This is a genomic window from Actinotalea solisilvae, from assembly GCF_016464425.1.
GTDB lineage: Bacteria > Actinomycetota > Actinomycetes > Actinomycetales > Cellulomonadaceae > Actinotalea > Actinotalea solisilvae.
Genome location: NZ_JADDKQ010000014.1, coordinates 1 through 12386 on the forward strand (window position 1 = coordinate 1; position 12386 = coordinate 12386).

Below are 12386 nucleotides of genomic sequence, written 5' to 3' on the forward strand. Positions count from 1 at the left end.
GGTGGGGCCCGGGGGGGGGGGGGGCCGGGGCGGGCGGGCGGGGCGGCCGCCGGGCGGCCCCGCCGCCGTCAGCGTCCGGGCGAGCGGCACGCCCGGGCGGTACGCGAGGTGCTGGTATGACGGCGCGTCGAGCACCGCGAGGTCCGCGCGCGCGCCGGGCACGACGACGCCGACGTCGTCCCGCAGCAGCGCGCGCGCACCGCCCGCGGTCGCCGACCAGACCGCCTGCGCGGACGTCAGCCCCATCTCGCGCACCGCGAGGGCGACGACGAACGGCATCGACGTCGAGCAGCACGTCCCCGGGTTGCAGTCGGTGGCGAGCGCCACGGTCACGCCGGCGGCGAGCAGCCGCGCGGCGTCGGGGTAGGGCGAGCGCGTGCTGAACTCGACGCCCGGGAGCAGCGTGGCCACGGTCGCGGAGCCGCTCAGGGCGTCGACGTCGGCGGCGGTGAGGTGGGTGCAGTGGTCCACGCTCGCGGCACCGAGCTCGACGGCGAGGCGCACCCCGGGCCCGGGACCGAGCTGGTTGCCGTGCACGCGCGCGAGGAGACCGGCGGCCGTCCCGGCGCGGAGCACCGCACGCGCCTCGTCCTCCGTGAGCGCCGTGGGCGCCGCGGGCTCGCAGAAGACGTCCACCCAGCGCGCGTGGGGCGCGCACGCGGCGAGCATCGGGCCCGTGACGAGGTCGAGGTAGGCGGCGCGGTCGCCCGGGGTCCCGCGGTGCTCGGGCGGCACGACGTGGGCGCCGAGGAACGTCGTCTCCGGCGTGACCTCGCGCGCGAGCCGGAGGAGGCGGGCCTCGTCGTCGACCGTGAGCCCGTACCCGCTCTTGACCTCGACCGTGGTCGTGCCCTGCGCACGCATCTCGGCGACGAGCGCGGCGAGGCGCGCGCGCAGGGTGGTGTCGTCCGCCGCGCGCGTCGCGGCCACGGTCGACGCGATGCCGCCGCCCGTGTACGGCTCCCCCGCCATCCGCGCCTCGAACTCGCCCGCCCGGTCGCCCGCGAAGACGGCGTGGGTGTGGCTGTCGACGAAGCCCGGGAGCACCGCACGGCCCCCGACGTCGACCCGGGTGTCGACCGGCGGCGCGCCCGACGCGGTACCGACCCACCGCACGAGCCCGTCCTCGACGACGACGGCCGCGTCGGCGACGAGGCCGAGCAGCCCGCCGCGCGCGGGGTCGTTCGTCACGAGCTCGGCGATGCCCGTCCACACGGTCGCGGTCACGGTCGGCCTCCCGGGGCGCCCACGCTCATCGGTCCACCCGGGCCTGCAGGTCGGCGACGGCGCGCCCGAGCAGGCCCGCGACGTCGCCCAGCCGGTGCGCGCCTCCCCGCACCACGACCGCGCCGTCGACGACCACGGTGTCCACGTCGGCCGCGGTGGCGACCAGGGCGAGCTGCGCGGGATCGGCTCCCACCGTGCGCACGGTGTCCGTCCGGACCGCGACGAGGTCGGCGCGCGCGCCGACGGCGAGCGTGCCCGCGTCCGGCCAGCCGATCGACGCGTGGCCCGCAGCGGTCGCCGCCGTCACGAGCTCGCCGGGCGTGAACGACCCGCGGCGGCCCGTCGCGAGGCGCTCGTGCATCTCGACCGCGCGCGCCTCCGCGAGGACGTCGACCTCGACGTGCTGGTCGGTGCCGACGCACACCGGGCTGCCCGCGTCGCGCAGCGCGCCGCCCGGCGCGAGGCCGTCGGCGAGGTCGCGCTCGGTGGTCGGGCACAGGCACGTCGTCGTGCGGCTCGCGCCGATCCGCTCGACGTCGGCCGGCATCACGTGGACCGCGTGGACGACGGTGCTCGCGGGGCCGAGGAAGCCCGCGTCCTCGAGCAGCCGGGTCGGCGTCAGGCCGTGCGCGGCGAGGACCTCCTCGTCCTCGGCGCGCTGCTCGGACACGTGGGCGTGCAGGGGTGCGCCGCGCCCGCGGGCCCACGCCACGACGGTGGGCACCTGGTCGCGGGGCACGGCGCGCACCGAGTGCACGGCCGCCCCGACCCGGAAGCCGTCGTCGTCGCGGAGCAGGTCCACGCGCTCGGCCCAGCGTCCTGCGTCGCCGTCGCCGAACCGGCGCTGCACGCCCTCGAGGTCGCGCCCGACGCCGCCCGCGAGGTAGCAGGTGTCCAGGAGGGTGAGCCGGACGCCGGCCTCCCGGGCCGCGGCGCGCAGCGCGTCGGCCATGGCGTTGGGGTCGGCGTACGGCCGGCCGTCGGGCGCGTGGTGGACGTAGTGCATCTCGCCGACGCCCGTGACGCCGGCGAGGGCCATCTCCGCGTACACCGCGCGGGCGATCGCGTGGCACGCGTCCGGGTCGAGCGCCGCCGCGAGGGCGTACATCGCCCGGCGCCAGGTCCAGAAGTCGCCGCCGCCGGCGCCGCCGCGGCCGCGCAGGGCGCGGTGGAAGGCGTGCGAGTGGGCGTTCGCGAGCCCCGGCAGGACGACCCCGGGGAGCACGACGTCGCCCGGCACCGGGTCGGTCCCCGGCGTGAGGGCGACGACGCGCCCGTCGGCGACCGCGACCCGGAGGCGCGCCACCGGTGCGGCGCCGAGCCACGCCTGCGGGCACCAGTAGGAGGAGGCGCCGGCGCCGCTCACGTGCCGTCCCCGGCCGCGAGGTCGCCGAGCACCGCCGTGAGCGCGGCGACCCCCGCGACGCAGTCGTCGCGCTCGGCGTGCTCCTCCGGCGAGTGCGAGACGCCCGTGGGGTTGCGGACGAAGAGCATGGCGACCGGCACGCCGGCGACGGCGAGCACGCCCGCGTCGTGGCCCGCGCCGGTCGCGACCACGGGCGCGGCGCCGGCCAGGCCCGACTCGACGCCGACGACCCGGGCGACCCGCGCCGCGAGGTCGGCGTCGAACGACGTCGCCGGCGTCCACGACTCGCGCCGCGGCGCGAGGTCGGCGAGCGCCGCGAGGACCTCGTGCACCTGCTCCTCGTGCGGCGCGCGCGCGTCGACCCACGCGCGGACGCGCGAGGCGATGGCGTTGACGCCGCCGGGCTCGACGAGGACCTTGCCGACGGTCGCGAGCGCACCGGCGCGCACGGCCGCGTCGCGCGTGCGCACCACGAGGTCGGCGAGGTCGAGGACGGGGTCGGACCGGCGGTCCATGGGCGTCGTCCCGGCGTGGTCGGCGCGGCCGTGCAGGTCGACGCGCCAGCGGCCGTGCGGCCAGATGCCGGAGCCGACGGCGACGGGCGCGCGCACGCCGGTGCGGTCCTCGTGGTCGGCGAGCGCCCGGCCCTGCTCGACGTGGAGCTCGACGAACGCCCCGACGCGCGCGAGCGCCTCGGGGTCGGCCGCGAGGGGCGGACGGCCCGCGGACCGCAGGGCGTCGGCGAGGCTCGTGCCGTCGGCGTCGGTGAGCGGGAGCGCGCGGTCCGGCGCGAGCGCGCCCGTGAGCACGCGCGAGCCGGTGCACGCGAGCCCGAACCGGGCGCCCTCCTCGTCGGCGAAGCAGACGACGCCGACAGGGACGCGCGGCGCGAGGCCCGCGGCCCGGAGCGCGTCGACCGCCGCGAACGCGCTGACGACGCCGAGCGGCCCGTCGAACGCGCCGCCGCCCGGCACCGAGTCGAGGTGCGATCCCGTCACCACGCCCGGGCCCTGGGCGTCCGGGTCGCCCCACCACGCCCAGAGGTTCCCCGCGCGGTCGACGACGACGTCCAGGCCGCGGACCTGCGCCTGCTCGACGAACCACGCCCGCAGCTCGTGGTCCACGGGCGTCCACGCGGACCGCGCGTAGCCGCCTCCCGGCGCGCGGCCGACGTCGGCCAGGTCGGCCGTGAGCCGGTCGAGCGTGCGCGCGCCGACGCCGGGCGGTGGCCCCGTCGGCCCCGTGGGCCCCGTCCGCCCCGTGGGACCCGACGTCATGCGCCGTCGCCCTCGGCCATCGGCCGGCGCACGCCGTGCGCGTCGGCGGTGCGGATCGCGTCCTCGTAGCCCGCGTCGGCGTGCCGCAGCACGCCCGTCGCGGGGTCGTTCGTCAGGACCCGCTCGAGCTTGGCCGCGGCGAGCTCCGTGCCGTCGGCGACCGTGACCTGGCCGGCGTGGAGCGAGCGGCCGATGCCGACGCCGCCGCCGTGGTGGACCGAGACCCACGTCGCGCCGGACGCCGTGCTCACGAGGGCGTTGAGCAGCGGCCAGTCGGCGATCGCGTCCGACCCGTCCGCCATCGCCTCGGTCTCGCGGTAGGGCGACGCGACGGACCCGGCGTCGAGGTGGTCCCGGCCGATGACGATCGGCGCGGCGACCTCGCCGGCCGCGACGAGCTCGTTGAACCGCAGGCCCGCGCGGTCGCGCTCGCCGTGCCCGAGCCAGCAGATCCGCGCAGGCAGTCCCTGGAGCGCGACCCGCTCGCGCGCGGCGCGGATCCAGCGCGCGAGGTGCTCGTCCTCGCCGAACAGGTCGAGCACCGCCCGGTCGGTGACGTCGATGTCCCGCGGGTCGCCCGACAGGGCGGCCCAGCGGAACGGGCCCTTGCCCTGGGCGAAGAGCGGCCGGATGTAGGCGGGGACGAAGCCCGGGATCTCGAAGGCCCGCGCGCAGCCGCCGAGCAGCGCCTCGGCCCGGATCGAGTTGCCGTAGTCGAAGACCTCGGCGCCGGCGGCGCGGTAGCCGAGCATCGCCTCGACGTGCTGCGCCATCGACCCGCGGGCGCGCTCGGTGAACTCGTCGGGCCTCGCGGCGGCGTAGGCACGCCACTCGTCGACGCCCACGCCGACGGGCAGGTACGCGAGCGGGTCGTGCGCGGACGTCTGGTCGGTGACGACGTCGGCCTCGACGCCGCGCCGCAGGAGCTCGGGCAGCACCTCGGCCGCGTTGCCGACGAGGCCGACGGAGAGGGCCTGCCGGGCGGCCCGCGCGGCCGTGACGCGCGCGACCGCGTCGTCGAGGTCGGCCGCCACGACGTCGAGGTAGCGGTCGCGGACCCGGCGTGCGAGGCGCGTCGCGTCGACGTCGACGACGAGGCACGCGCCGCCGTTGAGGGTCACGGCGAGGGGCTGCGCCCCGCCCATGCCGCCGCACCCGCCCGTGACGGTCAGCGTGCCGGCGAGCGTCCCGCCGAAGCGCTGCGCCGCGACGGCCGCGAGCGTCTCGTACGTGCCCTGGAGGATGCCCTGCGTGCCGATGTAGATCCACGAGCCGGCGGTCATCTGGCCGTACATCGTCAGGCCGAGGTGCTCGAGGCGGCGGAACTCGGGCCACGTCGCCCAGTCGCCGACGAGGTTCGCGTTCGCGAGGAGCACGCGTGGCGCCCACTCGTGCGTCCGCAGCACGCCCACGGGTCGCCCGGACTGGACGAGCAGCGTCTCGTCGTCCGCAAGGGTCGTCAGGGTCCGCACGATCGCGTGGTAGCTCGGCCAGTCCCGCGCCGCACGGCCGGTCCCGCCGTAGACGACGAGGTCCTCGGGGCGTTCGGCCACGTCCGGGTCGAGGTTGTTCATGAGCATCCGCAGCGGGGCCTCGGTCTGCCACGAGCGCGCGGTCAGGGTGGTCCCGCGCGCGGCACGGACGGTGGGCGCTGCGGGCGGCGCGGTGGTCACGGGGCTCTCCTCGGGTCGGTCGCTCATGCGAGGGGTCCGGCGGCGGCGTCGGCGGCGGCGCGGACCGCCCCGGTTCGGACGAGCCCGACGACGGCCTCGAGCTCGGGAGCGAGGTAGCGGTCCGGGCCCGGCCCGGCGACGTGGGCCCGGACGAGCGCCCGCACGGCCTCCGTCCCCGGCGCGGGCCGCAGCCCACCCGCGCAGCGCAGGTCCAGCGCGCGCGCCGCCGTCAGCACCTCGACGGCGACCACGCGCGTGAGGCCGTCGACCGCGTGCCGCAGCTTGCGGGCCGCGTGCCAGCCCATCGACACGTGGTCCTCCTGCATCGCCGACGACGGGATGGAGTCCACGCTCGCGGGCGCGGCGAGGCGCTTGAGCTCGCTCACGACCCCCGCCGCGGTGTACTGGGCGATCATGAGGCCCGAGTCGACGCCCGGGTCGTCGGCGAGGAACGGCGGCAGGCCGTCGCTGCGCGCCGGGTCGAGCAGGCGGTCGGTGCGTCGCTCGCTCATGCTCGCGAGGTCGGCGACGGCGATCGCGAGGAAGTCCAGCACGTACGCGACCGGGGCGCCGTGGAAGTTGCCATTGGACTCGACCCGCCCGTCGCGCGTCACGACCGGGTTGTCGATGGCCGACGCGAGCTCGCGCGTCGCGACGAGCCGCGCGTGCTCGACGGTGTCCCGCGCGGCGCCGTGCACCTGGGGCGCGCACCGCAGCGAGTAGGCGTCCTGGACGCGGGTGCAGGCGAGCTCGCCGGCCTCGGTGAGCGTCCGGTGGCTGGCCATGACCTGCGACCCCGCGAGGAGGCGGCGCAGGTTCGTCGCCGACGCCGCCTGCCCCGGGTGGGGGCGCAGCGCGACGAGGTCCCCGGCGAACGCCGCGTCGGTGCCGAGCAGCGCCTCGACGCTCATCGCGGCCGCGACGTCCGCGGTGGTGAGCAGCGTGGCGACGTCGTGCAGCGCGAGGGCGAGCATGCCGAGCATGCCGTCCGTACCGTTGATGAGCGCCAGGCCCTCCTTCTCCGCGAGCACGAGGGGCTCGATGCCGGCCGCGGCGAGCGCCTCGGCCGCGGGGTGCAGCGCCCCGTGCCGGTCACGGACCTCGCCCTCACCCGTCGCGGCGAGCGCGACGTGGGCGAGCGGCGCGAGGTCACCGGAGCAGCCGAGCGAGCCGTGCTCGGGCACGACGGGCGTGAGGCCGGCGTCGAGCATCGCCGCGTACGTCCGGGCGACGACGGGGCGCACGCCCGTGCGGCCCGTCGTGAGCGTCGCGAGGCGCAGGAGGACGAGCGCACGCACGACCTCGCGCTCGACCTCGGGCCCGGAGCCTGCGGCGTGCGAGCGCACGAGGCTCCGCTGGAGGTCCGCGCGCCGGGCGGCCGGGATGTGCCGCCGGGCGAGGGCGCCGAACCCCGTCGAGATCCCGTAGTGCGGCACCACGTCGTCCGCGAGGGCCTCGACGACCGCGCGGCTCGCACGCATCGCGGCGACGGCCGCGGGCCCGACGTGCACCGGTGCGTCGTCACGCGCGACGGCGACGACGTCGGCGAGCGTCAGGGGCGCGCCCGTGAGGACGACGGCGTGCGGCGGTGGCGTCGTCGCCACGGCGCCGGGCGAGGGCTCGGCCATGCGGTCATCAGACACCTGGCCCCGGGCGCCCGGAAGGCCGCGCGCACGACTACTGTCTGAGATCCCAGACACCGGAGCGCGTCACCCCGGCTCCCGGGCCGCGACGACGGACGGGGCCCTCGGCGTGGATCCGGGTCCTGCGCGTGGGGGCGTGGGGGCGGTCGTTCGACGGGGACGCCCGCGGGCGGGCTGCGATGCGGGCCGGGACGAGGAGGGGCCGTGGGGGCGAGCAGCGACGTCCCGGCCGCGCGCAGCGCCGTGCGCGTGCTCGCCCACCTCGCGTCGCACGCCGGCCCGTCGTCGGCCGTCGCGATCGCGCGCGAGCTCGATCTGCCCCGCTCGACGGTCTACCACCTGCTCGCGGTGCTCGCCGAGGAGGGGTTCGTGACGCACCTGCCCGAGGCCCGGCGCTGGGGCCTCGGGCTCGCCGCGCTCGGACTCGGCTCGGCGTACGCGCGCCAGGCGCCGCTGACGCGGCTCGGCCAGCCGCTCGTCGCGCGCCTCGTGGACAGCACGCGGCAGAGCGCCCACCTGGCCGTGCTGCACGGCCGCGAGGTGCTCTACCTCGTCGAGGAGCGCGCGCCGGGGCGTCCGGCCCTGGTGACGGACGTCGACGTGAGCCTCCCGAGCCACCTCACCGCGAGCGGTCGCGCCATCCTCGCGGGGCTGCCCGCCGCCCAGGTCCGCGCGCTGTTCCCGGGCCCGGCGAGCTTCGCGGACCGCACGGGTACGGGCCCACGGTCGCCGGGCGAGCTGCGCGCGGTGCTGCGCGGCGTCCGGGCGCGGGGCTGGGCCACCGAGGACGGCGAGGTGACGCCGGGCCTCGCGTCGGTCGCGCACGCCGCCGTCGACCACACCGGGCGTCCCGTCGCCGGGATCGCGGTGACCTTCGTCGCGGCGGACGTGCCCGAGCCCGAGCGCGCGGCCCTCGCCGCCGCCGCCGGGCGGGCGGCCGCCGAGCTCAGCCGCCGGCTGGGGGCCGGACCGCGCTGAGCGGGGCCCGGCCGGAGGCCGGCGGCTCGCGCGTCAGCAGCAGTGGCCGGGGGCGCGGCGCAGCTCGACGCGCCACAGGTCCGGGCCCTGTGCGAGGTAGGTCCAGCCGACCTGCCCCGGCTCCGTGGCCTCGAGCTGGAGGCGTAGGCGCTGCGGGTCGTGGTCGACGGCGAGCACGAAGGCCTCGCCCGGCTCGAGCGCCGCGACGGCCTCGAGGATGCGGGCGTGCCGCTCGGAGCGGTCGATCGCGCGCGCGTCGAGATCGCCCGGCTCGAGCCTGCCGACCCCGGTCGCGCCGGGGCCGTCGGCGGCGCAGCCGCAGCCCCCGCAGCCGCACGCGCCGGCGGCGGGCGGGGCGGAGGGCGCCGGGGCGGAGACGTCGGTGAGCGGGATCTCGTTCAGGGTCATCGTGGTGCCTCTCGGGTGTGTCGTGCAGACGTGTCGTGCAGGTGGGTCGGCCGGAGGGCCGGTCAGTCGGTGACCAGGACGTGGCCGTGCGCACCGCGCTCGGCGTCGACCATGACGTGCGAGACCACCGGGTAGTGGCCGGGTTCGGGGAACGTCAGCTCGACGAAGCCGCCCGCGGCGGGCAGGAGGCCCAGCACCTGCGCGCCGCCCGTCGTGGCGGGTGCGCCGGGGCCGCCGAGGGTCCAGCCCCCCTCGAGGTAGACGGTGTCGAACTGCCCGCCGACGACGTGGAACGACGAGGCGCGGCTCGGACCCGCGTCGAGCACCCAGATCCGGACGCGCTCGCCCGTGCGCGCCTCGAGCGGCAGGTGGTCGTACTGGTTCGCGTAGCCGTTGAACACCACCGCGTCCGGGGTGCCCGCCGCGATCTTCTCGGGGTCGGCGACGCCCCCGGGCTCGCCGAGGTAGAGCTCGGACTGGACGAGCAGGTACTCGCGGTCCACGGCCGGCAGGTCCGGCGGGTCGATGACGACCGCGCCGAACATCCCGTTGGCGATGTGCAGCGACATCGGCATCGTCGAGCAGTGGTACATCCAGACGCCCGAGCGCGTCGCGGTGAACGTGTAGGTGAGGCTCTCGCCCGGGTCGATCGTGCGCATCGGCTCGTCGGGCGCGAGCGCGCCCGCGTGGAAGTCGATCGAGTGCCCGATCGAGCCGTCGTTGACGAGCGTGATCTCGAACGTGTCCCCGACCCGGCCGCGCAGCACCGGCCCGGGCGCCGAGCCGCCGAAGGTCCACAGCGTCTGCGTCACGCCCGGCGCGACCTCGCGCTCGACCTCCTGCACCTCGAGGGTCACGCGGTGCATGCGCCCGTCCGGCGCGGGAGCGAGCACGGGGTCCACGGGCTCGAACGCCGGGCCCGGCTCACCGAGCAGGTCCATCCCGTCGGCCGCGTCGGCGGCGGCGTCGTCGTGGGTCGGGTGGTCGCGCTCGCCGGCGTCCTCCTCGGCGGCGTCCGGCGCGGGGGCGCCCCCGAGCACCACGACGTCGAAGGTCATGCCCATCTGCCGGTGCCCCGCGACGGAGCACCAGCCGGCGACGTCGCGCCCGACGACGCCCACGTCGACGCGCGCGGTCTCCCCGGCCGCGAGCCGTCCGGTCGTGGCGCCCGAGTCGAGCACGAGGTCGTGGACCGTGTCGTCGACGTTCGTGACGACGAGCACGAGGCTGTCGCCGACCTGCAGCTCCACGGACGCGGGCGAGAACCGCATGTCCCGCGCCTCGACCTCGACCTCGACGACGCGCCCCGTCGCGGCCACGCCCGCGGTCGGCGCCGCACCGATGCCCGCCGCCGCCGGGTCGGCCGCGACGCCGCCGGCGACGACGATCGCGAGCGCCGCGGCCGCGGCGAGCGTGGGGCCGTGGGGCGTGCGCCGGGCCGTGAGGAGCTCGACCGGCGGCATCGCGGCCGGCCCGGTGCGCGGCAGGTGCCGGTGCCTCCGGGCCGCCGCCGCGGCACGGACGAGGAGGACCGGGGTGCTCACGAGCGCGGCGAGCACGAGCACCGAGGCGCCCACGCGGACCAGGCTGACGTCGGTGGCGAGGTACAGGAGGAGGCCGCCGTTGGTCAGGGTCAGGCGCGCGCCCCCGCCACGCTCGACGACGGCGCGCGACGCCCGGACCGCGGACGGGCCGCCGCCGAGCACCATCGGGCCGAGGTGGCACAGCGCGCCGACCAGCACCTGGGCCGCGAAGCCGACCACGAGGGCGCCGAGGCCACCGCCCAGGCGGACCTGGGCCTGCGCCCAGCCGTCGGCCGCGAGGAGCTGCGCCGCCCACCACGCCGTCACGCCGACGAGCCACAGCCAGGCGACCCCGACCGAGCGCGAGGCGAAGGTGTCGGGCGCGCGGCGCCGCGCCTCGACCAGCAGGGGCCAGGAGACGCGCAGCAGCCCGGCGCCGAACACGACGACGCCGGCGGCCGTGGCCGGGCGCACGCCCGTGGCCGCGCCCGCGAGGACGAGCGCGAGCCCGGCGACGAGCACGGCGAGCCCGTGGCGCGCCGCGACGTGGGCGTCGTCCGCGAGCCGGACGCGCAGCATCGTCGGCCACAGCGTCGTCATCGTGCCGACCACGGTGAGCCCCACCCAGCCGAGCATCATGACCAGCACGTGCGCGACGTAGGCGCGCGACGCGGCGTCGCCCGCGAGGTCGGCCCGCGCCAGGTACGCGCCGAGCCCGGCGCCCACGGCCATGGCCAGCGAGGCCGCGACGAAGTACCACGCGGTGAAGCCCAGGCCGACGCCCAGCGCACCGCGCGCCTGGTCCACGAGCACGCCGGCGTGCCACACGGCCACCACCCCGACGACGACGGCGCCCGCGAGGACGACGGGCCACCGCCCGGCGAGCAGGCCGACGACGACCAGCAGCGCCCCGAGCGTGTGGAGCCCCAGCCGCTGCGCCTGGCCGCGGGGCCCGCCTGGCAGAGGGCGCCGCCGGACCGCCTCGGCGAAGTGCGCGCTCCAGATGAGGATCGCGCTGCTCACCGCGCCGAGGAGGAGCAGGTGCACCATGAGCCACGGCGCGGCCGGCACCGCCCGGTGCGCCACCGCGACGACGGCGGCCGCGGCGCCCCACGCGAGCACCAGGCCGTTGACCCGCACGTGCCAGCGTTGCCTCACCCCGCCACCCCCGCGGGCTCGGGCGCGCGCGCCGGACCGGCCGCGGCGGGCCGCGCGGCACGCGGGGCGGTGAGGCCCGACCAGGCGGCGACGCCCACGAACGCCAGCACGGCTGCCACGTTGAGGGCCCCGCCCGTCGCGAGCGCCCACGCCTCGCCGCGCAGGTCCCCGCCCACGACGCGGAGCACCAGGGAGGCGTGGAGCAGCGCGACGGGGACGTGCATCGCGGTGCGGTACGGCAGCCGGACCCCGAGCACGGCGGGCAGGATCACGGGCGCGTGCGCCATGATCATCGAGAGGGTGAACCCGAGGAAGACCGCGTGCACGACGGCGTCGTACGCGGGCCCCTCGCGGACGTCCCCGAGCAGTGCCCAGGTCGCGCCCGCGACGACGAGCCAGGCGTAGCCCGCGAGGAGGGCGACCGCGACGAACCGCGGCAGGCCGGTCGAGCGCACGGTGCGGCGGGCGACGTCGTGCCGCACGAGCAGGCCGGTGAGCGCGAGGATCCCGAGGCCGAGCAGCGCCGCAGCGCCCGGGCGCAGGAGCGTCATGACGACGCCGGCCGCGACGGCCACACCTGCGACCACGACCGCGCGCTCGGCGGCGGGTCCCGGGAACCCGACGCGCGCGAGCTCGAGGCGCTCCCCCGCGATCGTGAGCACCAGGAACCCCACGAGCCACGGCAGGAGCGCGGGCACGGGCACGCCGGCCCACCACAGGAGCGCGCCGCCGACCGCGAGGACCGCGCCGAGCACCTGGAGCCCCAGCGCTCCGGAGCCCTGCCGGCGCCACAGCGCCGCGTACGTCGCGAGCAGCGCCGCGGTCCCGGCCACGAGGACGCCCGCGCCGACGGCGAGCGGCAGGGGCGTGAGGGTCGTCAGGCCGCCGGCGCCGAGGGCCGCGGGCGCGGCGAGGGCCCACGCGCGGCGCAGCGCGACGGCTCGCTCGAGCGCGATGACGCAGCCGACGAAGCCGAGCACGAGCAGCGGGCCGTGCACGTCGGGCAGGCGCTCGGCGGTCACGGGCGCGGGCAGGCCCAGGAGGAGGAGGGCGGCGTCGAGCCCGGCCAGCAGGCACAGGCCCCCGAGTGCCAGCAGCGACAGCCGGCCCGGGGTTCTCACGCGCCCCACCGT

The 12386-nt window shown here is 78.3% G+C and carries 9 protein-coding genes; 1 reads left to right on the plus strand and 8 read right to left on the minus strand.

Features of this window, described 5'->3' with window-relative positions:
• The 5 genes from hutI to hutH form a co-directional block, all read right to left on the minus strand.
• Window positions 1-1227: imidazolonepropionase (hutI, locus tag JIG38_RS12400; RefSeq protein ID WP_199424134.1), on the minus strand; the 1227-nt coding region annotated here is incomplete at its 3' end.
• Between the two features lie 25 nt (window positions 1228-1252).
• Window positions 1253-2593: a formimidoylglutamate deiminase gene (locus JIG38_RS12405; protein WP_199424135.1), complete on the minus strand. Its 1341-nt coding sequence runs from the start codon at window positions 2591-2593 to the stop codon at window positions 1253-1255.
• Window positions 2590-3870 (minus strand): allantoate amidohydrolase, encoded by a 1281-nt coding sequence (locus JIG38_RS12410; protein WP_199424136.1) that lies wholly within the window; start codon window positions 3868-3870, stop codon window positions 2590-2592. Before JIG38_RS12410 ends, JIG38_RS12405 begins: the two co-directional genes overlap by 4 nt.
• A complete protein-coding gene (hutU, locus tag JIG38_RS12415; protein ID WP_199424137.1) occupies window positions 3867-5570 on the minus strand; it encodes a urocanate hydratase in 1704 nt (567 codons plus the stop codon). Before hutU ends, JIG38_RS12410 begins: the two co-directional genes overlap by 4 nt.
• On the minus strand, window positions 5567-7171 hold the full coding sequence (gene hutH / locus JIG38_RS12420; protein ID WP_199424138.1) for a histidine ammonia-lyase: 1605 nt from the start codon (window positions 7169-7171) through the stop codon (window positions 5567-5569). The genes hutU and hutH overlap by 4 nt, the downstream gene beginning before the upstream one ends.
• Window positions 7172-7390: 219 nt before the next feature.
• On the opposite strand from hutH, the gene JIG38_RS12425 reads away from it, so the two are divergent.
• A complete protein-coding gene (locus JIG38_RS12425; RefSeq protein WP_199424139.1) occupies window positions 7391-8164 on the plus strand; it encodes an IclR family transcriptional regulator in 774 nt (257 codons plus the stop codon).
• Between the two features lie 33 nt (window positions 8165-8197).
• Here JIG38_RS12425 and JIG38_RS12430 read toward each other — a convergent pair whose 3' ends face one another.
• The 3 genes from JIG38_RS12430 to JIG38_RS12440 form a co-directional block, all read right to left on the minus strand.
• Window positions 8198-8572, minus strand: coding sequence for a DUF2249 domain-containing protein (locus JIG38_RS12430; RefSeq protein ID WP_199424140.1), 375 nt, complete (start codon window positions 8570-8572; stop codon window positions 8198-8200).
• A 62-nt stretch (window positions 8573-8634) separates the two neighbouring features.
• Complete coding sequence (locus JIG38_RS12435) at window positions 8635-11253, minus strand: multicopper oxidase domain-containing protein (RefSeq protein ID WP_199424141.1); 2619 nt, start codon at window positions 11251-11253, stop codon at window positions 8635-8637.
• Complete coding sequence (locus tag JIG38_RS12440) at window positions 11250-12374, minus strand: DUF8744 domain-containing protein (protein ID WP_307844878.1); 1125 nt, start codon at window positions 12372-12374, stop codon at window positions 11250-11252. The genes JIG38_RS12435 and JIG38_RS12440 overlap by 4 nt, the downstream gene beginning before the upstream one ends.
• Between the last annotated feature and the right edge of the window lie 12 nt (window positions 12375-12386).